General features: G+C 60.5%; 19 protein-coding genes. 8 read left to right on the top strand and 11 right to left on the bottom strand.

Features of this window, described 5'->3' with window-relative positions; translation table 11 throughout:
• Positions 1–30: 30 nt before the first annotated feature.
• The 3 genes from Q1A52_RS09010 to Q1A52_RS09000 are packed head-to-tail and all read right to left on the bottom strand — an operon-like array spanning position 31 to position 3,409.
• Positions 31–1,518, bottom strand: a complete 1,488-nt coding sequence (locus Q1A52_RS09010) for an FGGY-family carbohydrate kinase (RefSeq protein WP_300013790.1) — start codon at positions 1,516–1,518, stop codon at positions 31–33.
• Positions 1,518–2,612, bottom strand: a complete 1,095-nt coding sequence (locus Q1A52_RS09005) for a M20/M25/M40 family metallo-hydrolase (protein ID WP_300013787.1) — start codon at positions 2,610–2,612, stop codon at positions 1,518–1,520. Before Q1A52_RS09005 ends, Q1A52_RS09010 begins: the two co-directional genes overlap by 1 nt.
• Entirely contained in the window at positions 2,609–3,409 is an 801-nt protein-coding gene (locus tag Q1A52_RS09000; protein WP_300013784.1) for a BtpA/SgcQ family protein, read from the bottom strand. The genes Q1A52_RS09005 and Q1A52_RS09000 overlap by 4 nt, the downstream gene beginning before the upstream one ends.
• A 97-nt stretch (positions 3,410–3,506) precedes the next feature.
• On the opposite strand from Q1A52_RS09000, the gene Q1A52_RS08995 reads away from it, so the two are divergent.
• Both Q1A52_RS08995 and Q1A52_RS08990 read left to right on the top strand, forming a co-directional pair.
• Entirely contained in the window at positions 3,507–4,535 is a 1,029-nt protein-coding gene (locus tag Q1A52_RS08995) for an aldo/keto reductase (RefSeq protein WP_300013781.1), read from the top strand.
• Positions 4,532–5,374 (top strand): amidohydrolase, encoded by an 843-nt coding sequence (locus tag Q1A52_RS08990; protein WP_300013778.1) that lies wholly within the window; start codon positions 4,532–4,534, stop codon positions 5,372–5,374. Before Q1A52_RS08995 ends, Q1A52_RS08990 begins: the two co-directional genes overlap by 4 nt.
• Here Q1A52_RS08990 and Q1A52_RS08985 read toward each other — a convergent pair.
• The 8 genes from Q1A52_RS08985 to Q1A52_RS08950 all read right to left on the bottom strand — a co-directional run bounded on the left by Q1A52_RS08985 (position 5,362) and on the right by Q1A52_RS08950 (position 12,951).
• Positions 5,362–6,198 (bottom strand): PfkB family carbohydrate kinase, encoded by an 837-nt coding sequence (locus Q1A52_RS08985; RefSeq protein ID WP_300013775.1) that lies wholly within the window; start codon positions 6,196–6,198, stop codon positions 5,362–5,364. The two genes, Q1A52_RS08990 and Q1A52_RS08985, sit on opposite strands and share 13 nt — an antisense overlap.
• Positions 6,195–7,181, bottom strand: coding sequence for a TIM barrel protein (locus tag Q1A52_RS08980; RefSeq protein WP_300013772.1), 987 nt, complete (start codon positions 7,179–7,181; stop codon positions 6,195–6,197). The genes Q1A52_RS08985 and Q1A52_RS08980 overlap by 4 nt, the downstream gene beginning before the upstream one ends.
• A 246-nt stretch (positions 7,182–7,427) precedes the next feature.
• Entirely contained in the window at positions 7,428–8,315 is an 888-nt protein-coding gene (locus tag Q1A52_RS08975; RefSeq protein ID WP_300013769.1) for a sulfurtransferase, read from the bottom strand.
• 23 nt (positions 8,316–8,338) lie between these two features.
• On the bottom strand, positions 8,339–8,998 hold the full coding sequence (locus tag Q1A52_RS08970) for a peroxiredoxin (RefSeq protein ID WP_300013766.1): 660 nt from the start codon (positions 8,996–8,998) through the stop codon (positions 8,339–8,341).
• Between the two features lie 191 nt (positions 8,999–9,189).
• A complete protein-coding gene (locus tag Q1A52_RS08965; protein ID WP_300013763.1) occupies positions 9,190–10,803 on the bottom strand; it encodes an alkaline phosphatase family protein in 1,614 nt (537 codons plus the stop codon).
• 165 nt (positions 10,804–10,968) lie between these two features.
• Complete coding sequence (gene hemP, locus Q1A52_RS08960) at positions 10,969–11,145, bottom strand: hemin uptake protein HemP (protein ID WP_300014956.1); 177 nt, start codon at positions 11,143–11,145, stop codon at positions 10,969–10,971.
• Positions 11,146–11,424: 279 nt separating this feature from the next.
• A complete protein-coding gene (locus tag Q1A52_RS08955) occupies positions 11,425–12,432 on the bottom strand; it encodes an extracellular solute-binding protein (RefSeq protein WP_300014953.1) in 1,008 nt (335 codons plus the stop codon).
• A 339-nt stretch (positions 12,433–12,771) separates the two neighbouring features.
• Positions 12,772–12,951: a hypothetical protein gene (locus Q1A52_RS08950; RefSeq protein WP_300013760.1), complete on the bottom strand. Its 180-nt coding sequence runs from the start codon at positions 12,949–12,951 to the stop codon at positions 12,772–12,774.
• Positions 12,952–13,025: 74 nt separating this feature from the next.
• Here Q1A52_RS08950 and Q1A52_RS08945 point away from each other — a divergent pair, with 74 nt between their 5' ends.
• The 6 genes from Q1A52_RS08945 to Q1A52_RS08920 all read left to right on the top strand — a co-directional run bounded on the left by Q1A52_RS08945 (position 13,026) and on the right by Q1A52_RS08920 (position 22,450).
• Positions 13,026–13,946, top strand: a complete 921-nt coding sequence (locus Q1A52_RS08945) for a sugar ABC transporter substrate-binding protein (RefSeq protein ID WP_299777446.1) — start codon at positions 13,026–13,028, stop codon at positions 13,944–13,946.
• A gap of 59 nt (positions 13,947–14,005) precedes the next feature.
• The gene (locus tag Q1A52_RS08940) at positions 14,006–15,538 is read left to right on the top strand and encodes a sugar ABC transporter ATP-binding protein (protein WP_300013757.1); all 1,533 of its coding nucleotides are present in this window, start codon (positions 14,006–14,008) and stop codon (positions 15,536–15,538) included.
• Entirely contained in the window at positions 15,535–16,533 is a 999-nt protein-coding gene (locus Q1A52_RS08935) for an ABC transporter permease (RefSeq protein ID WP_300013755.1), read from the top strand. Before Q1A52_RS08940 ends, Q1A52_RS08935 begins: the two co-directional genes overlap by 4 nt.
• On the top strand, positions 16,530–17,474 hold the full coding sequence (locus Q1A52_RS08930) for a ribokinase (RefSeq protein ID WP_300013752.1): 945 nt from the start codon (positions 16,530–16,532) through the stop codon (positions 17,472–17,474). Before Q1A52_RS08935 ends, Q1A52_RS08930 begins: the two co-directional genes overlap by 4 nt.
• Positions 17,475–17,528: 54 nt before the next feature.
• Positions 17,529–18,521, top strand: coding sequence for a LacI family DNA-binding transcriptional regulator (locus Q1A52_RS08925; RefSeq protein ID WP_300013749.1), 993 nt, complete (start codon positions 17,529–17,531; stop codon positions 18,519–18,521).
• Positions 18,522–19,618: 1,097 nt separating this feature from the next.
• The gene (locus tag Q1A52_RS08920) at positions 19,619–22,450 is read left to right on the top strand and encodes a G8 domain-containing protein (RefSeq protein WP_300013746.1); all 2,832 of its coding nucleotides are present in this window, start codon (positions 19,619–19,621) and stop codon (positions 22,448–22,450) included.
• The last annotated feature ends 256 nt before the right edge of the window (positions 22,451–22,706 follow it).

Here is a 22,706-nt window from a genome sequence, read left to right as displayed (position 1 = left end):
CATGTGAGAACGGGATGCGCCGGACCCGCCTTAGGAAATCTCAGCCGCGATATCTTTTGTTTGCTCATAGAGCCTGCGAAACAACGTATAACTCTCCCGGTAGACATCGTGCGATTGAGCGGAGACGGTTTCGGTCGCGGGGTTCCAGGTTAGAATATCAGACCGGTCGACAGCCCCTATGGCAAGGGCCGCCAGGAACGCGTCCCCATAGCTGGCACCGGTTGCTTTTTCGCAAACCACCTGATCGATCCCAGTGATGTCCGAGGTCGCTTGCAACCAGAGGCGGTTTTGTGTGCCCCCACCCACGGCCAGCAACCGCTGGGGCGATTGACCAATCTCAGCGAAGGTCTCGGTGACATGCCGCGTGCCGTAGGCGATGCCTTCGATCAGCGCACGGTACATGTCGCCGCGTGTATGTGTCAGGTTCAACCCAAAGAGCGCGCCCTTGGCGTGGACGTCATGGATTGGTGTGCGCTCGCCCGAGAAATAGGGCAGCATGAGCAGCCCGTTCGCGCCCGGCGGAGAGGCCGCTGCTTCTTTGGCGAGTGTGGGGAAGGCTTTAACCGGATCAAGATCGCGGGCGATCTGGTCGCGGAACCAATGGGTGAGCGTGCCGGAGGTGGCAAGGCCGGCCATGGAGGCGTGCTCGCCCTTAAAGAGCCAGGGCGCATACCAGATGCGCGGGTCGGCCACACGCTCAGCGGCGCGCAGGATGATGAAGATGGTTGATCCATACATCATCATCATGTCGCCCGGTTGATCAACTCCGACCGAGAAGGCCTCGGCGGCGGCATCAATGGTCCCGGCGGTCACCGGCGTCCCGGGTGCCAGCCCGGTTGCCGCGGCGGCGGCCTGGGTGATTTCCCCGGCGATCTCGCCCGACCACATCAGCCGCGGCAACTTCTGCAAAGGTAGGATATCATCAGCCAGATCATCGATCCAATCGAGACGCTCGACATCATATAGCGGCGCGAAATTGGCGGCGGTGTAGTGGTCGATCACGACCTCACTGGTCAGCCGTTGTACGAGAAAGCTGGTGGAGGTCAGCACGTGTGCGGTCTGGGCGTAGAGCTCTGGACGGTGGCGTTTGAGCCAGAGGATTTTGGGTCCGACCGATTGCGACGTGAGCGCGTTGCCACAACGGTCGATCAATACGTCCTCGCCAATGCGGTCGGTGAGCTCCCGCACCTCGGCTTCCGCGCGACCATCGACGCCGTAGAGCACGCCGTTCATCAGCGGGGCGCCCTGCGCATCCACCGGCAACATGCAAGGGCCGATGGCGCTGCAGGCGACGGCCTTGATATCACGCGAATCCACGCCGCTGTCACGCAGCAGGGTCTGGCAGACATAAACGAAATCACCCCACCAATCCTCTTCGGGGCGATGCTCGGCCCAACCCGGTTGCGGCACCAGCATCTGGTGGCCCCGCGCTGCTTGCGCAACGACGCGACCTTCAAAATCAACCAGAACGCCCTTGGTTTCATAGGTCCCGATATCGATGCCCAGTGTGTATGCCATCAGGGGGCCTCGTCGCGGTTGAGGGAGAAATCCGGGGTGATGCGCGTGAGCATCTCCTGCAGAAGCCGCGAGAGCTGCCCGAGATCGGTCAGATCACAAACCTCTCGGGCAGAGTGTGAATAGCGCATGGGAAAGCCCAAATCGAGGCAAGCCACGCCTGCGCCCACCAGCTGCACATAGCTGAGGTCCGTCAGCACGCCCGTCTGTGCCGAGCGCTGCAATGGCAGATCAGCGGCGGCGGCGCTGTCTTCGACGAGGCGCACAAGTGCAGGATGCGGGATCACGCCGTTGAGCGTGCCGCGCCCGTGGAAACTGTAGAGGCTCATGCCCGGCCCCTGCCCCAAAGCCATCTCGCCACGCATGGCCATGTCCGGCGTGTCGCTGGCGAGCATCAGGTCGATCTGGAGCGCGATGTCCGGCTGCAGCCGCTGCGCGAGGGGCTGCGCGCCCCGCAAGTTGAACTCTTCCTGTACGATGAAACAGAGATGTACTGGCGGGCCACTGTCGCGCGCGGCGAGGTGCGCCGCCACGTCGATCAGCACGGCACAGCCGGCGCGGTCATCGACGCTGGTGCCCATGATGCGGGTCTCGCCCATCTCCACGGCACGGGGCGCATAGACCACGGGCGTGCCGATGCGGAGGCCTGCCGCCTCTGCTGTCGCTTTGCTGGCAAAGCCCGCGTCCACGAAAAGATCGGCGTAAGGCACAACCTTGTATTTCTCCTCCGGTGCCGTGGCATGATGGCTCTTGTTGGCGATTACGCCGGGGATATCGCGGCCCTCTCCCACGCAGATCAGCACTTCCTGGGCGGCGAGCGCCCGCTCTGGCACGCCGCCGAGACGTTCCAACCGCAGCAGCCCGTCGTCTTCGATCTTACGGATGATGAAGCCCAGCTGGTCCATATGGGTGAAGAGCATGACCGAGGGGCCCTGACCCGGAATGGTAACCCAGAGGTTACCGAGCACATCGGTCTGTGCGGAGTGCCCCATCGCGTCAAGACGGGCGGTGATCGCCCGTCGGACGCGATCCTCGTGCCCCGAGAGCCCGGGCACCTGCATCAGCTGCATCAGGTCGTCTTTTATCCGCCCGGTCATCCGCGCGCGGCCCGGACACGCGCCATGAAATCCGCAGCCCGTGTGGGATCGACCGGGTTCCAGGTGTCGCCGTCCACCTTCAGTGAGGAGCCGACGATACAGCCATCGGCCACGCGCAAAACATCCGCCACCGTATTGTGCTTCACGCCGGTGTTGGCCATCACGGGCGTGTCAGGCAGCACCGATTTCACCGCTTCGAGATCACTCATCGCCGCCGCTTCGCCGGTAATCTGGCCCGAGACCAGCACCGCGTCCGGAATCGAGGAAAACACCGCCGAGCGCGCCCGGTCGGGCAAGGGCCGCGCATCCAGCGAATGGGCGAACTCTGCCGAGACGTTGAAGAGCATCGCCATATCCGCTCGCCCGAGCCTGTCGCGGTAGCGCATCGCCGTACCCGCGTCCGGCGACCAGAGCCCCATATCGGAGGCATAGGTGCCCGTGAAAATCTCGCGCACGAAGCCCGCACCCGTAGCGGCCCCGACAGCCACGCTCGCCATTGGGTCCCAGAGCATGTTCACACCGAAGGGCACAGTGATCTCGTCGCGCAACTGGCCAATCACATAGGCCATCATCGCGGATGAGGCAGGATCCACGGTGAATTCATACGGCCTGTCGTTCTCATTCCCGAACATCACCGCGTCGAAACCCGCCGCTTGCAGAGCATGCAGATCAGCGCGAGCCGAGGCCACCAGATCAACCTCCGGATCATACAAGGGTGACCCCGGCAGTGCGCCCAGATGCACCATGGCGATCACCGGTTTTTCTGTTTTGAAAACCGTCCGGAACCGTTTGGTCATGCACCCTCTCCCCTTTGTGTCCGAGCTTAGGTTTTGTGACCTGTTCACGCAAAGGGAAACTGGTTTATGGTAGCGCCAACAGAATTGGGAGGCCCGCATGGCACTGAAGACAAGGCATTGGGATCGGATCGGAAATGGCGGTGTGACCTTTACCGAGCTGGGGTTTGGCACCGCCCCGCTGGGCAATCTCTACCGCGCGATTTCGGACGAGGACGCGCGCGCCACGCTGGATGCGGCCTGGGACGGCGGTGTGCGCTATTACGACACCGCCCCGCTTTACGGCATGGGTCTGTCAGAGACGCGGCTGAACCCATTTCTGCGCGGCAAACCCCGCGACGAATATGTGCTGTCGTCAAAGGTCGGGCGGCTGATGCAACACTGCGCACCCGAGCATCGGTCGGGTGTCGGCAAGTGGTTCGAGGTGCCGCAGCGACGCGAGCAGTATGATTACACCTATGACGGGGTCATGCGCTCGGTCGAGCATTCGTTTTCACGGCTGGGCGTGGACCGGATCGATATACTTTACGTGCATGATCTCTGCATCTTCAGCCACGGGTCCAAGGAAATCTCGGACATGCGGATCGAGGAATTCTTTGGCGGGCGCGGCTATGATGCGATGGTCAGTCTGCGCGACCAGGGCATGATCCAGGCAATTGGTGGCGGCATCAACGAGTGGGAAGTCTGTCAGACACTCGCCGAGCGGGGCGATTTCGATCTCTTCCTGCTCGCTGGCCGCTATACGCTGCTGGAGCAGGAGGCGCTGAATTCCTTCCTGCCACTCTGTGAAAGCCGGGGTATCGGGATCGTCACCGGTGGCCCCTACAATTCCGGCATTCTGGCCACCGGCGCAAAACCGGGCGCCTACTATAACTACGATCCCGCGCCCCAGCCAATCATCGACCGGGTGAACGCCATCGAAGCGGTCTGCAAAGAGCATGGCGTGCGCATGGTGGATGCGGCCTTCCAGTTCCCATTGCTGCACCCGGCGCATGTGGCGGTGATCCCCGGCGGGCAGGGCGTGTCCGAGATGCAGGCAAACCTGCAGGCGGCACAGGCCGAGATCCCCGCCGCGCTTTGGGACGATCTGAAGGCGAAGGGCCTGATGCGGGAAGACGCGCCGACGTGAAGATCGATGCGCATCAGCACTACTGGCAGCCCGCGCGCGGCGATTATGATTGGATGCCACAGGACAACCCGACCCTGAACCGCAGCTATGTGCCCGCCGATCTGGCCCCGTCACTGGCGCGCCAGCAGATTGACGGCACCGTGCTGGTACAGGCCGCCGCAACAGTGCGAGAGACCGAATACATGCTGGGGATCGCCGATGCGACGCCAAGCATCAAGGGGGTTGTCGGGTGGATCGATTTTGAAGATACCGGCCACCTTGCGACGTTAAAACAGCTTGCCAAACACCCCAAATTCCTCGGCGTGCGTCCGATGATCCAGGACATTCCGGACGTGGATTGGATGCTGCGCGACGATGTGCAATGGGCGTACCGCGCGCTCATCGACCTGAACCTGACGTTCGACGCCCTTGGCTTTCCACAGCATCTGCCTAATTTTCATAGCCTGCTGACGCGCTACCCGATGATGCGGGTGGTGATCGATCACGTGATGAAGCCCCAGATTCGCGATGCCATGACGGGACAAGATGCGTTCTCAGACTGGGCTGAGGGCATGCGACACCTCGCTGAAGACACACAGGCCTTCTGCAAGTTCTCTGGCATGGTCACCGAGGCGCGGGATGGGTGGCAGTTGAGCGATCTGCGTCCCTTTGCGCATCATGTGCTTGAGGTGTTTGGCCCGTCGCGCGTGATGTGGGGGTCGGATTGGCCGGTCTGCCGGTTGCAGGCGGAATACGACCATTGGCACGACATCGCCCAGGCGTTGACGGCACATCTTTCTGAAACCGAGCGCGCGGAGGTCTTTGGCGGCAGCGCCAGACGGTTTTACTACCTACGCTGATCCCGCAGAAACGTCTCGACCCTGTTGCGCGTGAGGTTTGCGCGCTCCGGCACCGGCGACGCCACATGCAAGGCCGCTGCAGCCTGCGCAAAGGGGATGGCGCCTTCAATACGGTGCCCACCCAACACCTGTGCAGCCAGCGCACCGGCAAACATATCGCCCGCCCCATGCGTAGAAGCTACATCGACTGGAAACCCGGTCATGTGCACTCCGCCGTAACGCACCCCGTCTGCCCCCAGCGTTTCTAGTTTTGGCACATCGACACCCGCATAGTGCGCCGCTTCGACCCGGTTCACGATCATCAAGTCCAACTCGTCCGACAGGGCGCCGGGCAGAGTGCGCGCCGGGGCCGCGTTCAGCCAGACAACCGCACCCGCGGCCTTTGCCCGCCGCGCAACCGAGAGGTTCACTGTTTCAGGCACTTCATTCTGAAGCAGAACCAGCTTTGTGCCGGGCGGGATCGAAACCCTGTCGGCCTCAATGTTCAAATTGGCCGCCGACACGATCACGGCGCCATACTCACCCTGCGCATCGACAATTGCCGCACTCATCCCGCTGGGGCCGGGATCGGTTTGCAATTGGGTAAGCTGGACGCCGCTGGCCGTCAGGGTATCGCGGATCATCACACCAAAACCATCGGTCCCCACCCGCCCGGCGAAGGCGACCTCGGCCCCCATGCGTGCGGCAGCTACGGCCTGATTGCCACCCTTGCCGCCAAAGACATAATCGACAGAGGACCCCGCAACCGTTTCATCAAGGGCCGGAAGATGCGGAGCGCGCAGGACCACATCGAGGTGCAAGGCACCAACAACAAGCAGGCTCACGCCAGCATCGCCCTGTTCACCAGACGCATGGCCAAAGGCGCATCCTGGGCCGCGATGGCGGCCCGCAATTCATCGTTCTGTACCAAACCGGCAGCGATGGCGCGCAAGCGTTCGACAACCTCGATATTGGTTTGCGCCTCGGCGACAGGGTCGAGACCGGAATGATCCGGGAAGGTGTCAAAGTAGATCGCCCCATCATATCCTGCCCGCTCCAGCTCGACCAATAGTTCGATCGTCTGAATGGGATGTACCGCCCCCACCATAAGCCCGTTGTCCCATTTGCCATACCCGTCGTTGAGGTGCACACCCAGGATTCGAGAATGGCGCGCCACCAGCGCGGCGGCAAAGGCAGGCATCTCATCAGCATAAAGCACATGGGCAAAGTCCAGCGTCACGCCGGTGTTGGCGCGGTCCAGCTCCTTGATTGCCAGCAGCGTGGTGGCGGCATCCGGCATCAGCGCAAAGGCGCGGGGCTCATTTGGTTTGTATTCCAACGCGATGTCGATGTCGGGGTTATGATCGGCCACCTCAGCCATGGCGGCGAGGGTGTGATCCCAGCCGCGCGCGTAGTCCATCTGGAACGAATAGTCGAAACCATCCTGCCCCATCCAGAGCGTCATCAGCCTGCCGCCCATCTCCGCCAACACGTCGAGACCACGCTTGGTTTCGTCAATGGCCGCGCGACGCACATCCTTGTCCGGGTGCGTAAACGCACCGAGTTTGTACCCCGGATCGGTGTAATAGCGCATGGCCATGCCATTCAGCACCATACCATTGGCATCCAATGCGCGGGAAAGATCGGCGGGCCGGTCAGCCACGAAATGATCCGGGTAGTTGAGATCAGCAGCGGTGAGCCCAGCAGAGGCAGCACGTGCCAGAAGGTCGGCGGTGGTTATGGAGTTCTTGCCCGGCCAATAGCTATCCGCTCCAATCTTGAATGCGTTCAGACGGGCGGCGTAACGGGGGCTTGGCGTACTCTTCATAGTCGCGAGCCTAACCGCAACCTGGGCCGGGTAGCAATTTGCATTTACCTGCATGTGCGGTCTGTGTGTCTTCCCGAAAGTGCCGATGTGGGTCAGCCGGGGCAATTCAGGCTGAATTGCCCCGGCGCACGTTTTGCGAACCGGCACCTGCCGGGCAAAAGCATCCTGAGGGTGGAGAGGGGAAACGCCCTCAGGCCAACGAAACGCACTGTCTGTCCGAAAAAAGTGCGTCTCGAAATCTCAGGCTCAGACCCCACCCGCTCTTGGCAGAGACGGATCCTGACCCCATTCCGCCCACGATCGGTGGTAGACGCGGACGCGAGGGTAGCCCAGCAGACGCAAGGCGACGTAGCTATGCGAGGACGCAAGACCGACTTCGCAATGGATCACGATGTTCTTGTCAGGGGTTACACCGTGCTCTGCGAAATGCGCCTGCAACGCATGCGCGCTCAAAAACAAGCCCTCCGCATCCAGATTTGCACTCCACGGGACATTCTCGGCCCAGGGAATGTGCCCCTTGGCGAAGGTCTTCGGCGGGCGCACATCGATCACCATGGTGTCGCGGTCGCGGCGATGCGCCATGATGTAATCGGCACTGGCGAACCGGCGTGGCATCGGAGCAGAGACAAAACGTCCGGGTTTGGGATCTGATTTCCGGCTGGCCAGCTTGCCGCCCTTCGCAATCCATGCCTTGAGCCCGCCATTCAGCAGGGTCACCTTCTGATGACCGAGGTATTCGAGCAGCCAGAACATGCGCGATGCGTGGAATCCATCACGATCATCATAGAGGATGATGTGACGGCTGGGCAGAAGGCCATGCTCTCCCAAAAGAGCTTCGATTTCCGCTTGCGATCGCAGGGCACCTTTGACCGGTCCTCCTTGGGCCACAACCGCATTGGCGTCCAGAAGGATGGCGCCCGGAATGTGCCCGGCGGCGTATTCCTTGGCGTTCCGGACATCGACCAGAACGGCAGGTTCGTCACCTTCCATCCAGACCTTGGCATCAAGATCTGCGGCACGGATCAGCAAGTCGGGGTGGGCATAGTCTGTGACATCGGCGACGGCCAGACGCGGCAAGGCAGTTGCCGCCAGCATCAGTCCGCCAAGTCTACGGCGTGTGAGTTTCATGGTCATTTTTCAATTCCTGAGGTTGGAGTTCAGCCTGGCTGCGCCACAAGGCGCAAATAGGGGCGCGGCGCGTCCCATCCGCCGGGAAATTTTTCACGGGCCTCTTCATCCGAGACCGCAGGCACGATGATGACGTCTTCACCCTGTCGCCAATTCGCCGGCGTCGCCACCTTGTGGCGAGCAGTCAGTTGCAGACTGTCGATCGCGCGAAGCACCTCGTTGAAATCACGGCCAGTGGTCATCGGGTAGAGGATGATCAGCTTGATCCGCTTGTCCGGACCAATCACAAACACACTGCGCGCCGTGGCATTGTCCATTGCCGTGCGATCTCCGGCCTCGCCTTCTGCCTCTTCGGGAAGCATCTGGTACAGCTTGGCAATTTCAAGGTTCGGGTCACCGATCATCGGGAAGTTGGGCGCCATGCCTTGTGTTTCCGCAATGTCCTGCGACCAGCGTCGGTGCGACGAAACCGGGTCAACCGATAAGCCGATGAGTTTAACACCGCGCCGATCGAACTCCGCTTTCATATGCGCCATGGCGCCCAGTTCGGTGGTGCAGACCGGCGTGAAATCCTTGGGGTGTGAAAACAGAAGGCACCAGTCATCACCGATCCATTCATGCAGTCGGATCTGCCCTTCAGTGGTGTCAGCGCAGAAATCCGGCGCTATGGCATTCAACGAAAGCCCCATAACAATCTCCTTTTGATCAAGCCCGGGATACGCAATCCATCCCGCCAGTCCTGACCTAGAGACTCGTGGGTGACTCGACCTGAAGAAATCCTGAACCTTTGTTGAAAGAACACTGCGCGTGAGCGCTCATAATCAATGGGCACGGCCGGATCAGCCTTCAAGCCGTACATCACGAGGCCTTGAGGTGGGGATCAGTTGCCGCTGTGCCCGTCCTGGATCGCATCTTTGAGGTCGTTTTCGTCCCAGAAGCCGATCAGGACGCCCTGATCCACCTCACGGCCCTGCCCCGCTTCGATCTCGGCATCGGTAATGGTCGTGCGGTTGTGGTGACGCCGCGCCCAGCGGTTCATGATCTCGGCAAGGCGTGCCTGCTCCGCCTCATAGGCAGGATCGGCACCCAGATCGTGAAACTCCTGCGGATCGGTTTGCAGGTCGTAAAGCATCGGGCGGAAGCCTTCGCAATGGATGTACTTCCAGCGCCCGTCAAAGACCATCACAAGGCGGCAATCCGCAATCGGCTGGTTCAACGCTTTTTGCGCCATGCGTCCCGAATAGTCATATTCGCTGATCACGGCGCCGCGCCACGGGACATCCTGACCGCGCAGCAAAGGTAACAGCGACCGCCCCTCCAGGATTTGCGGCCGTGCGGCCCCCCCGGCCCAGTCGACAAAGCTCGGGGCAAGATCAATGGCCTCGATCATCTGGTGCAGAACCTGACCCCGAGTCCGGTCCGCCGCCGGGGAGGGGTCGACCACGATCAGGGGCACCTTGACGGATTGTTCGTGGAACAGCTCCTTTTCCCCCAGCCAGTGGTCGCCCAGATAGTCGCCATGATCGGACGTGAAGACAATCAGCGTCTCCGCGGCCCGGCCGGTTTCGTCCAGCCACGCCATGAGCCGCCCGATCTGGTCGTCCAGCTGTGCAATCAGCCCCATGTACGCGGGGATCACGCGGGTGCGGACCTCGTCGCGGGTGAACACCTTGGAGAACCGGTGTTCGAAATAGGTCGCCAGGAGCGGATGCGGATTCTGCCGTTCGACATCAGAGCGGAGGGCGGGCAGCACATGGTCCGCACCGTAGAGATCATGATAGGGCGCGGGCACGATGTAGGGCCAGTGCGGCTTGATGTAGCTCAGATGCAGACACCACGGCTGATCCCCGGCCTCTTCGATGAAGGCCATGGCGCGGGTGGTCGTATAGGGCGTTTCGCTTTCCGGTTCGGGCACGCGCGCCGGTTGGTCGGCATGGGACATGAGCCAACCGGACAGGATCTCGTCATCCTCTCCGGCGGCGGAATTCGCCCATTGCTCCCAAGGGTTCGGCCCGCCGTATCCCAATCCCGCAAGGTGATCGTTGTAGTGAGACGGCGCTTTACCCCCCGTCGGGTGCACGCCATCCAACCGATCCCAGACCTCGAAACCGCATTCGGCAATCCGCGCGCCAATGCCGGAGGTTGGATCGATGCCAAGCCGCTTCATCCCTTCGGTATCCGCTGCCATATGGGTCTTGCCGCAGAGCGCCGTGCGCAGCCCCAGAGGCTCCAGATGATCGCCCAAGGTCATTTCGCCCACGCGCAGCGGCGTCTGGTTCCATGTCGCACCGTGGCTGCGCACATAGCGCCCGGTGTAGGTGCTCATACGGCTGGGCCCGCAGATCGGCGACTGAACATAGGCGTTGTCAAACCGGACGCCCCGGGCGGCCAGCGCATCGATATGCGGCGTCTTCAGATGCGGGTGACCGGTGCAGCCCAGATAGTCAAAGCGCAGCTGGTCACACATGATGAAGAGGATGTTCTTTTGCGCCACGTCTCACCTTCCGCTACCCGCCGCCGGGCTTCCGCACCCAAGCGCATATCACGCATGTCGCGGACAGCCTGAGCGTTTTGGATCGGAATGCCAAGGGCACCGGCAAAGGGTACGCAAATCGATTGCCTGAGCCGACCGGCGAGAAGCGAGGATTGGGCGGCGCGGCTACTTGGTCAGGATCAGCTTGCCCGCCCGCGTGATGCGCAGGAAATAGGGCTGTCCGTCCAGCACCAGCCGCGCTTGCACGCCTGTCTCAATCAAGGCACGGACATCGTAGGTCGCGATGTCATCCGCGATACTGTCTGCAGCGGCGGATTGTACCGGGGGCACCATGGCATTCATAATGTCACCTCCGGGCGGACCAAAAACGGGGCGCGTGTCAGGCGCGGTAAAGCGGGGAAAGGGCATGGCTCCATTGAGACCTCTAGTAAACTGCGTGGCTCCGGGCTGCCCGGTTCGGGTGGCTGGGCCGTGTTGAAATTCTGCGGGAATCCATGCCGGGAGTCAATCCCGACAAAAACACTTGGCTACTTTTCTCCGACGCGGCTTAGGCTGTCGGCGTGCACAAATGAAAAAGGGCGCGACCCTGCCGCGCCCGTCCCAATCGGTGTTCGAAAGGCGTTACTTCCAGCCAACTTCGTTGAAAATCTTCTGCGCGGCAGGCACATTCTTGGCCACGGCGGACAGATCAACCGCATCGGCCTTGTACGCACCCAGTTTCGACACACTTTCGCTCACCGGAACGCCCTCAACGGCCGGGAATTCGTCGTTCCCGGCAGAGAAATACTGCTGCGCCTGATCGGAAGCGAGGTATTCCATGAACTTGACCGCGTTGTCCTTGTTCGGCGCATGGGCGGCCACACCGCCACCGGAGAGGTTCATATGCGCGCCTTCCGCTTCCTGTGCAGGAAACACCCAGCCGATTTTCTCGATATCCGAGGTGACGCCAGAGACATCTTTGCGCAGCGCGCGGGCAAAGTAGTAGGTGTTTGAAATCGATACATCACATTGACCGGACACCAGACCGCGCAGCTGGTCGGTGTCGCCGCCTTCGGGCTCGCGCGCGAAGTTGTCGACCACACCCTGCGCCCAGGCCTTGGCGGCCTCTTCGCCGTGGTTTTCGATCACCGCGGCCAGCAAGGTCTGGCTATAGACGTTGGAGGACGACCGGTGGCAGACCATGCCCTTGTACTTGGGATCGGCCAGCGAGACGTAATCCACTGGTGGCTCTGCCACGTCCGCCTTGTCGTAGAAGATGATGCGCGCACGTTGGGAGAAACCGAACCACTGGTTGTCGCTGTCCTGCAGGTTTGCGGGAATGCGCTCTTCCAGCACCGCGCTCTCGATGGATTGCAGCACGCCTGCATCCTTGGCGCGCTCGAGACGGGAGGTGTCAACGGTCAGCAGAATGTCGGCGGGAGAGTTTGCGCCTTCCGCTTCCATTCGCGCAATCAACTCATCGGCCTTACCTTCGATCCGATTGATGGTGATGCCAGTCTGTTCGGTGAAATCGGAGTAGAGCCGTTCGTCGGTGTCATAGTGGCGGGATGAATAGAGGTTCAGTTCCCCTTCCGCCTGCGCCAGAGAGCCGGTGCTGATCGCAGTCGTCGCGGCCAGTGCAGCAAGCATGAATTTCGATGGTGTGGACATTGGTATCTCCCAAAAGGTTAATCCTTATTGATTTACTCAATTAATGATTCCGACCGGGAAAGCAATATTGTTGATAGAAATTGTTGGGTAAATTATGTGATTTTCCGAGTGTTTTTATAAACTTTAGTCAGCGGAGCGGTTTCAGCGCTTGCTCAACACGCTCGACCTCTTCGAGGCGGCCCGGTTTTCCCAGCGTCACATTTTACCCTTGAAGCGCGCGAAAGCCCGGTATCGTTTCACCAGCAAAACCAACTGCCCGCGACAATCACACAACCTGAAGCTGTTCGTGCATGTTGAAACTTCTTCAGGACTGACCGCTCAATCGGAGAGCTGTGCGAATTCAGCGCCGAGAAATTCGCGTTCCGGGAGCTGGGCAGAGGCGCGACCTAACCCATTGTTTCGATTGCCGTTACCAACCGAAGCAATGGGAATCCCCGTTACCTCATCTACTATGCCTTCAAAAATGAAACGTTTCATATTGACAAGAATCACTTTCACTGGCTTGCTTGGCTCAGGTTGAACATTCGCCGTGGGGGCGGCTGTGCGGCCGAGAATTACTCAGGGAGGCTCACATGAAGCTCATGAAATTCGCTGCCGCGGCAGCGACCAGTATCTTATTGTCTACATCCATCGCAGCTGCCGACGACAAGCCCGTTGTCGGGCTGATCATGAAGTCGCTGGCGAACGAATTTTTCCAGAACATGCTGGCGGGCGCGGAAGCCCACGCGGAGAAACGCGGCGACTATGAGTTGCGCGCGGTGGGCATGCAAAATGAAACCGACTTCGAAAGCCAGATCAACGCGGTGGAAAACTTCATCACGCAAGGCGTGGACGCCATCGTTGTAGCCCCTGCTGATTCCAAGGCAATGGTCCGTCCGCTGAAACGCGCGATGGAGGCGGGCATCGTCGTGATCAACTTTGACGTGGCCTTGGACGAAGGCGCGAAGAAACAGCAGGGCGTCGATTTGGCCTTTGTCGGGCCCGACAACCGCGGCGGCGCCAAAATGGCCGGTGATGCTCTGGGCAGCGCATTGGGCGAAGGTGCAAAGGTCGTGATCATCGAAGGCAACCCGGGCGCGGACAACGCGACACAGCGCCGTCTGGGCTTTGAAGATGCCGTGGCAGAGCACAAGCTGAACCTGCTCGACAGCCGCACCGCCCATTGGGAGACCGAGGAAGCCAACCAGGTCTTTGCCACCATGCTGACGGCGAACCCGGACATTCAGGGGGTGATGGCCGCGAATGATTCCATGGCCATCGGTGTCGTCAAGGCGTTGGAATCCGCAGGCCGCAGCGACATCAAGGTGGTCGGTTTTGATGCCATTCCCGCCGTGCTGCCGATGATAGAAGACGGGCGCCTGCTGGCGTCGGTCGATCAGTTTGGTCAGGAAATGGCGGCAAATTCCATCGACCTCGCCCTCGACGTGCTGGCCGGCGGCCCACAGCTTGAAGGCTGGGTCAAGACGCCAATCGAACTGGTTGCGGGCGAATAAACCGCCCCTTCATGGCATCCGGCGCGTGCCGTCGGATGCCCCACAACAGGATCAGAGCCATGACCGCGTCTCCCCTCCTCTCCGTTTCAGCTTTGCGCAAATCCTTTGGCGGCATTCACGCGCTGGACGGGGTCAGCTTTGAGCTCGAGCCCGGTGAGGTGCATGCGCTGGTCGGTGAGAACGGTGCCGGAAAGTCCACGCTGATCAAGGTTCTCTCGGGCGTACACCTGTTCGACGCCGGAGACATCACGCTGGACGGTGCGCCCTACCGGCCCGCCTCGCCGCATGCGGCAAAGCTGGCGGGCATCCAGGTGGTGCATCAGGAATTCAACCTGCTCAATGATCTGAGCGTGGCCGAAAACATCTCCATCGAGGCGATGCCAAAGACGCGGCTGGGTCTGCTGGACCGGGCTGAGATGAACCGCCGCGCCCGCGCCGCACTGGATGCCATCGGGCTCAGCGATGTGGATGTGACCACGCCCGTGCGGCAGCTTGGGATCGCGCATCGGCAGTTGATCGAGATCGCGCGCGCGCTGCAGAGCGAGAGCCGCATCCTGATCCTGGATGAACCCACTGCCACACTGACCGAACGCGAGACGGAACGGCTCTTTGAAATTGTCGCTGGCATCAAGGCCAAGGGCGTGACGGTGGTCTTCGTGTCGCATCATCTCGACGAGGTGTTTGGCATCTGCGACCGGGTGACCGTGTTCCGCAATGGTGAAACCATCACGACGCAACTTATTACCGATGTGACGCCTGCTGATGTGGTTCGCAGCATGGTCGGGCGTACGCTGGAAGACGCCCAGCATTCCGGGGCCGATGCGCATGCCAGCACCGAGGTCGCGCTGAACGTCGATGGCTTGCGCACCACGGCCAACCCTACCGGCACGCCGGTGAGTTTCGATCTGAAGCGTGGCGAAATCCTCGGCATTGCGGGGCTGGTCGGTGCTGGGCGCACCGAAGTGCTGCGTGCGATTTTCGGCGCCGATCCGAAGCTGGAGGGTCATGTCCGGCTGGACGGTCGGGCCCTGCGGATCAACGGACCCCGTGACGCAATTGCGGCGGGCATTGGCTTTGTCACCGAAGACCGCAAGGAAGAGGGGCTGATCCTGGACATGCCGATCAGCGCCAACAGCTCGCTGGTCGATCTGGGCGCCGTGTCACGGCGTGGCCTGCTGAATTTCGGCAAGGAGCGCGAGATGGCCGCCCGGGCCGGCGCACAGCTCAAGCTGAAATACGGTAAACTGTCTGACCACGCCGCCAGCCTCTCGGGTGGCAATCAGCAAAAGGTGGTGCTGGCAAAATGGCTGGCGAAAACGCCGAAAATCCTGCTGCTTGACGAGCCCACGCGCGGGGTCGACGTGGGTGCCAAAGCGGAGATTTACGGCATCCTGCGTGATCTCGTGGCGCAAGGCATGTCGATGATTGTGGTGTCTTCGGAACTGCCCGAACTGATCACGCTCTGCGACCGGATCATGGTCATGGCCGGTCAGGAAATTCAGGGTACGCTGGCGCGCGCCGATTACTCCCAAGAACGCATCCTGCATCTGGCTTACGGGCAGACGCAGACCGAAGAGAGGATCCCGGCATGAGCGCCGTCGACATCACCCCCCATTCCCCGGAGAAAACCAGCATGTCCATTCGGTCTGTGATCAACAACGCCGGGATCGGCATCGCGCTTTTGCTGATGATCCTGTTCTTTTCGGTGGCGAGTGAACATTTCCTGTCCGCCAACAATATCACCAACATCCTCACGCAGATCACCATCAACCTGGTGCTCGCCGTGGGCATGACCTTCGTGATCCTGATCGGCGGCATTGACCTGTCGGTGGGGTCGGTCATGGCCTTTGCCGCCGTGGTGGCGGGCAAGGCGATCACGCTGCCGGGGCTTGGGGCGACGGAGCTGATCATCCTCGCGGTGCTGGCGGGCGTGCTGGCGGGCATGATCTGCGGCATTCTGAACGGGGTGGTCAGCGCCTATTGGTCCCTGCCCTCTTTCATCATCACGCTGGGCATGCTCAACATCGCGCGGGGGGCGGCACTGCAAATCTCCGGAGCGCAGACGATCTATTCCTTTCCCTTCGCCTTCGAGGAATTCGGCTCGATGCTGATCTACGGGGTGCCGGTGGTTTTCCTTGTGGCGCTGGCGCTGGTGGTGATTGCCTGGTTCGTGCTGAATCGTACGGTCTTCGGGCGGCTGATCTATGGCATCGGCAACAACGAAGAGGCGGTGCGCCTCGCCGGTCACCCGGTGTTTTGGTACAAGGTGGCGGCCTTTTCGATCTGCGGGCTGACTGCGGGGATCGCGGCGATCATCTACATGGCGCGGCTGAACATCTCTTCACCCATCGCGGGCATCGGGTTTGAACTCAACGCCATCGCCGCCGTGATCATCGGGGGCACCAGCCTCTCGGGCGGACGCGGCTCCGTGATCGGGACGCTGCTGGGCGCCTTCATCATCGGCGTGCTGGCCAACGGGCTGATCCTGATTGGTCTCAGTGATTTTGTGCGGCAGATGATCACCGGGCTGGTGATCGTGATCGCTGTCATTCTGGACCATTATCGGGCAAAGTATTCCGCATCATGAGTGATATCGTCGTCGTCGGCAGTGTGAATATCGACCTGACCAACCACCTGCCCCGCTGGCCGCAGGTTGGCGAGACGGTCACGGCCACCCGCACGGAGGCGGGTCTGGGGGGCAAAGGCGCCAATCAGGCGGTGGCCGCAGCACGGCTCGGCGCGAAGGTCAGCCTGATCGGTGCGGTGGGCGCCGATGGCTTCGGGCAGCAGGTGACAGCCCTGCTGGCGGAGGCGAATCTGGATCTCGCCCTCGAAACCCAACCTCGGGACGCAACCGGCATGGCCTTCATCGACGTAGGCCCGGACGGTGACAATATCATCCGCCTCGCGCCGGGGGCGAATGCCTCCCTGACGCCAGAGATCATCCTGCGGCATGCGCCGCTCATCGCGCGATCCAAGGTGCTGTTGCTACAAAATGAAATCCCGCTGGCAGCCTCGCTGCAAGCCGCACAGATTGCGCGCCAACACGCGGTAACCGTGATCATGGACCCGGCCCCCGCCCCGCAGCCCATGTGGGCGGCAGATACGTTGGCACAGTTCGATATCCTTACACCGAACGCCCATGAGGCGGCGCTCATCACCGGCCACCTGCCGGGCGGTTTGCCCGAAGGTGAGATGACGGCAACTGCACTAACGACGCTGGGGCCGCGTGGCGCGATTGTGACCATGGGCGCACAGGGTGTGGCCTGGCAGATCGGCGACGCGCAGGGCCGCAAAGCTGCGCCAAAGGTCGATGCGGTGGATACCGTGGGCGCGGGCGACTGCTTCAACGGCACGCTGGCGGTGTTTCTGGCCGAAGGCGCAACACCGGAGCAGGCGATCACAATGGCGGTGGATGCAGCCGCCCTAGCGACCACACGACCAGGGGCCGCGGCAGCGGCACCCAACCTCTCCGACCTGCTGGCCTTCCGGTCGGAAGAGACCGTGCCAGCCGTCACAACCCATTGACACCAAAGCCGAAGGATCGGAAAAACTCAGGCTGACACAGAGCAGCGAGGACATATGTCGACTGTCAAGGATGTAGCGCGCGAAGCCGGGGTGTCGGTCGGCACCGTCTCAAAGGTGCTGTCCAACAACACCACGGTCAAGACGGCCCTGCGCGAGCGGGTGCTGCAAGCCGCTTCCGATCTAAACTATCGCCCGAATATGGCCGCCCGCGCCCTGCGCACCAACAAGATCAATATCGTCGGACTCGTGGTGCCAGACATCACCAACCCGTTCTTTGCTCAACTCGCCCTGCGAATCGAAACCGAAGCGGCACAGCGTGGGCATACCGTTATGCTGACCAACTCGCATGACGATCCGGCCACGGAAGAGCGCCAGATCGCGGCGCTGCTGGAGCAATCACCACACGGGTTGATCATCGTGGCCTCGAACGATTCCAGTTCACAGCTGTGCAACACGCAGGTACGGGTGGTCTCTCTGGACCGCCGCTTTCACGCCAGCCCCCTGGTCAGCACAGACCATGTGCAGGGATCAGACTGTGCTGCCGAACACCTGATTGGCATGGGGCACACAGGCATCGCCTATCTCGCCGGGCCGCAAAACACCGAAGTCGGGCGCCAGCGCCGATTGGGGTTTGAGCAGTGCGTGGCGCGCCATCAGGCGACGAACCCTAACCTGTCTCTGCGCGTCCTCGAAGGCCATTTTGACTACGAAAGCGGAGAGCAGATGGCGCGGAAGCTACTGATGTCGCCGTCCGACATCCGGCCCACAGCGATTGCCGCCGCCAGTGACCAGATGGCAATCGGCGTGTTGCGCGCTGCACGTGACATGGAAATCGCTGTACCGGAGACCCTTTCGGTGATGGGTTTCGATGACATCACGCTGGCCTCTCTTGTGGTGCCGCGGCTAACGACGATCTCTCAGCCAAGCGCCCTGCTGGCGAAAGAAGCCGTGCGACAAGTTCTGCTGGACAGAGATGCGCAGACGAATGACGCCCTCATCGAGGGCGAGTTGGTCATTCGAGGCTCTACCGCCGCACCGGGAGTTTGATACGCCGTCAGTACGTCAGGACCTGTAATCCCGCTCAAACTGGTACAGCCAGTCACAAAATCTTCCAGCAAACCGAATGCTGCTCTTAACGTTTCCGCAAACCCGGGCAGAAGGCTATGTGAGTAGGCAACTGCCAGTGTGGCACAGATATTGGGCGGACAATACCATCCAGGCGCCCGTGGTCAATCAGCGGGTGACGTAAGCTGCCGCATGGCCTGAGTGTATCCTGCGCCAATACAAGGACGACGGTCTCAGGCGCCGTTACCGCGCGGCGTTTGCGCCTTTTGACGCCGTCTTTTCGGACGTATCGCCAGCCTGAACCTGCAGCTCGACAGAAGTGTCCGTCGGGATGAGCCCCGAGGCATATTTCGATGAAGTGCCCTCGGCATCTCCACCATTTTCGGCGATGTCACCATCTGGCGTAATGGAAGTTATGCCCAGACCACCCCTTCATTTGTGGTCGCCAAGTCTCTCGCCACGACATCAACCCTTTGGATGACCGCGTCACCCTCGAATATGCGACCTCCATACAGATCACGGACCATGCGCGTGATGCCCATTCTGCGCTGCCACCGCGCAAGCGTGCCGTGCAAAACCCGCCGGAAACATCAAAGCAGGTTGGGTGTCGGGTCTGGTTGGGAACCGTGTCACGTCAAGCGCGAAGTGCCAAAACACCACTTGAAGGCGGCGCAAAAACCGGAGCTTCATTGCGTCCAGACGTTTGGATTCCCCAAAAATTGCCACAATTGGCCAGAGCAACGTCACCCTAGTCGATCTGGGTGCCGCGTTCGGCAACACATCGGTTCCTTCGCATCGCAATCCGCAAATACTTAACAATCCGCCGACGCAACCCAAACGCGTTTACGAAGCCTTTACACTTCGTCGAAGCCTGAATGCGGCTAAACTATGAAAACTCAATGTTAACAGTATGTAAATCTCGGATTTGACGTTCGGCGGCACGCAAAATCCATGCACTAAAAAGTTGAATCTAGTTGTTGCGAAATCGCGTTCTGACGTGCAAGTCTATGCACCGGGGGACCAACCTACAGTAGTGTGATTCTACCACATTACCATGCTGCACGCTGGAGAACCGCGAGATGTTTTCATTCCTGAAATGGCTTTACGACACCGGTGGCCTGTCCGATTTCTTTCAAAAGCTGACCGAATATTTCGAAGCGACCCAAGAGGACACGTCAGAGGATCCCCCCGTTGATCCTGCACCCATCGATCCGCCCCCGGACACTGGTGGTGAAGACACTCCGGAAACGCCGCCCGAAGCAGGAGAGGGCCCCGTTTGTGAAGAGCACGATCAGGATCCGGTGACACCGCCCAATGAAGATGGCGAAGACCCTGACCCCCCCTTCACGCCGCCGGAATCAGGAGGAGGTGACGCTCCTCAGGACCCGGAAACGCCGCCGGAAGAGGGACATGGCGACGAGCCGCATGATCCTGAAACGCCACCTGAAGACGGGCATGGGGATGAACCGCATGACCACGGCTCAGACCTGCCACAGACCCCGGAGGAAATCGAAGCATTCGTGGCCGAGGTCAGAGCTGGGCAGGATGGTCACCACCACCACGATCCGGGCTCACCCCAGGGTATGGAACATATGGCGGCGCTGAACCTCGTCTCGCCCGCAGACGCCACGCATATCGCCATCGGCAACGGCAGCTGGTTCGACGCCGACAACTGGTATCAGGGACAAATCCCTGACGCGGATGCACGTGTGGTAATCCCGGATGGGGTGCATATGACTTATGACGCCGTGAGCGACGCCAGTCTCCTTACCGTCCGTGTCGACGGACATCTGGAGTTTGCTCATGACGCCGACAGCCAGATGGTCATTGACACGATGGTTGTCTCTCCCAGCGGCACATTGACCATCGGCACAGAAGAGACACCAGTGCAGGCGGATGTCAGCGTTGATATCGTGTTCGCCGGAAACGGCCCCATCGATACCGATTGGGACCCGACGCTGCTGTCCCGAGGACTGATCGCCCATGGCGAAACAAACATCCATGGTGCAGAGAAAGACGCCCATGAAAAGGTAATTGACGATCCAATGGAAGGCGACACGTGGGTCGAGTTCGACAGTGCCCCGGAAGGCTGGGAGGTGGGCGACACCATTGTCGTGGCGGGAACCCATTATCGCGGGCACGACTGGAATGGCGTCAATGGTGTTGACCCTTTCCCCTCGCAAGACGAGGTGCGCACGATCACCGACATTCAGGACGGCATGGTCTACTTCGACGACCCGTTGCAGCATGACCATGACGCCCCACGCGATGATCTGAGCACGTCCGTGGCGAATTACTCGCGCAATGTCACCTTCTCGTCCGAAGACGGCGCAGATGCGGAAATCTACGCGCGTGGGCATGTGATGTTCATGCACAATGATGATGTGGATGTGCGTTATGCGGCATTTCATGATTTAGGGCGCACCGACAAATCAGAATCCGCGCAGGATGCCAGTGATATCAATGATATCAGCTTTGATGATAACGTAAAAGGCCGCTATCCGGCGCATATTCACAAGGCAGGAGTTGGGGATCTGGAGGATCCGGCAATACTGATGGGCAATGCTGTCTTCGGCTCTCCCGGTTGGGGTATCGTGCACCACGATTCCAATGCGATTGTCGATGGAAACGCGACTTTCGATACCTTTGGTGCCGGCTATGTGGCCGAATCCGGGAATGAAACCGGTGTTTGGAGCAACAACATTGCCATTTACGCCGAAGGCAACAGCTGGGCCGCCCCGAAGGACGGCAATGATATTGCCAATTTCGATCTGGGTCAGACCGGCGATGGCTTCTGGTTCCAGGGGCGCATGGTGGAATCCACCGACAACATTGCCGCCAGCGTAAATCACGGGTTTGTCTACATGCACCGCGGGTTCGAAGAGGGTCTCTATACCGCTGACTCGGATGTCTTTGCGGCGCCGGATGCCTTCTTTGGCGACGAGACGGTATTCCTTGATCACTTCCCTGTGCTGGGTTTCGACGGCAACGAGACCTTTGCCGCCAAGGAAGGCCTGCATGTGGTGAAATCCAACCCCAACCAGGGCCACGATCTACACAGTAAGTTCAGCGATTTTACCGCGTGGAACGTGCGGTCGGGCGCGCATTTCGAATATACCTCGCACTACATCATCGAGGATTTCGATCTGATCGGGGAAGGTCCAGGGGTCAGCTACAGCTCGGCACAGGTCGGCGTCGATTTCGGCCCGAACACAACTGACATGACCCTTATCGGGACGCAGATCTCGGGGTTCGATACGGGCATGGATTTGTTCAAATGGTTCACACCGAACAACCCCGGCACGCCGGATCAGTTCCAGCATACGATCATTGATCCGACCTTCGAGAACGTCAATCAGGAGTACGAGAACTTCAATCCAGCGATTGATGAGATCGTGAACTCTGCCGATCTGCCGGAGAACTTGCAGCCCGATCTGGTGCTGGATCCGATGACCTACCGCGAGGGCTGGCCTGATCCGGGTGCCCGGATCGTGGAAATCAGCGGCACCAAGACCGACAGCCTGGGGCAAACCAGCTTTCCGGCAGGAACCGACAGCTACAACATGGATATGGAGGACGTGCTCCGGGTTCTGGAGACGGATGGCTACTATTCGACGTCTGGCGGCGAAAACTACTTCATGGTCGATCTCTACTTCTCTGACCGGATTACCGGTGACATCTACACCGAGAGCCATCCGGTGATGATCGATCCGAATGTCCCGCTGGGCAATCAGTTCACCTCCTATGGAGATGTAGTCTTCAACGGGGTAGCTGATCTGGATGGTAGCGAAAGCGATCCGACGCAGGAAGCCGCCGACCTCTTTGCGCAGTTGACGGACGGTCAGGTGATCCTCGCCGAAGACCCACCTGACCCGGAAGAGGAGGAGTTGCCGGAAGAGGCCACGGCCTGAGGAGTTCGTGACGGGTTGGCACTTGCTGACCGCTCAATGTCTGGCGAGATGAAGGCTGGCAGCGCGACGCTGCCCGCCTTCATTTCATCATTGTAAGCCAGGACACCATGCTTCTCGTTCTACGTGTCCAAGATTACAGACAGGCCCGTCATGATTCCCATACCACTGAGCCACTTCCCGTAATTCCGTTGCTTTTCTGATGGGTACGGTAGTAAAAAAGGTAGTTAACCAACGGACTGTAGTTTCTCGCGAAGCC

The organism is uncultured Roseobacter sp., from assembly GCF_947488185.1.
In the GTDB taxonomy this organism is placed as follows: Bacteria; Pseudomonadota; Alphaproteobacteria; order Rhodobacterales; family Rhodobacteraceae; genus Roseobacter.
This window is presented reverse-complemented; position numbering and strand designations above follow the sequence as displayed.

Bases quoted from the DNA above. Each gene is read 5' to 3' on its own strand.
- Q1A52_RS09010 (WP_300013790.1), bottom strand. From the start codon at position 1,518: ATGGCATACACACTGGGCATCGATATCGGGACCTATGAAACCAAGGGC.
- Q1A52_RS09005 (WP_300013787.1), bottom strand. From the start codon at position 2,612: ATGACCGGGCGGATAAAAGACGACCTGATGCAGCTGATGCAGGTGCCC.
- Q1A52_RS09000 (WP_300013784.1), bottom strand. From the start codon at position 3,409: ATGACCAAACGGTTCCGGACGGTTTTCAAAACAGAAAAACCGGTGATC.
- Q1A52_RS08995 (WP_300013781.1), top strand. From the start codon at position 3,507: ATGGCACTGAAGACAAGGCATTGGGATCGGATCGGAAATGGCGGTGTG.
- Q1A52_RS08980 (WP_300013772.1), bottom strand. From the start codon at position 7,181: ATGAAGAGTACGCCAAGCCCCCGTTACGCCGCCCGTCTGAACGCATTC.
- Q1A52_RS08975 (WP_300013769.1), bottom strand. From the start codon at position 8,315: ATGACCATGAAACTCACACGCCGTAGACTTGGCGGACTGATGCTGGCG.
- Q1A52_RS08970 (WP_300013766.1), bottom strand. From the start codon at position 8,998: ATGGGGCTTTCGTTGAATGCCATAGCGCCGGATTTCTGCGCTGACACC.
- hemP (WP_300014956.1), bottom strand. From the start codon at position 11,145: ATGAATGCCATGGTGCCCCCGGTACAATCCGCCGCTGCAGACAGTATC.
- Q1A52_RS08955 (WP_300014953.1), bottom strand. From the start codon at position 12,432: ATGCTTGCTGCACTGGCCGCGACGACTGCGATCAGCACCGGCTCTCTG.
- Q1A52_RS08945 (WP_299777446.1), top strand. From the start codon at position 13,026: ATGAAGCTCATGAAATTCGCTGCCGCGGCAGCGACCAGTATCTTATTG.
- Q1A52_RS08940 (WP_300013757.1), top strand. From the start codon at position 14,006: ATGACCGCGTCTCCCCTCCTCTCCGTTTCAGCTTTGCGCAAATCCTTT.
- Q1A52_RS08935 (WP_300013755.1), top strand. From the start codon at position 15,535: ATGAGCGCCGTCGACATCACCCCCCATTCCCCGGAGAAAACCAGCATG.
- Q1A52_RS08930 (WP_300013752.1), top strand. From the start codon at position 16,530: ATGAGTGATATCGTCGTCGTCGGCAGTGTGAATATCGACCTGACCAAC.
- Q1A52_RS08925 (WP_300013749.1), top strand. From the start codon at position 17,529: ATGTCGACTGTCAAGGATGTAGCGCGCGAAGCCGGGGTGTCGGTCGGC.
- Q1A52_RS08920 (WP_300013746.1), top strand. From the start codon at position 19,619: ATGTTTTCATTCCTGAAATGGCTTTACGACACCGGTGGCCTGTCCGAT.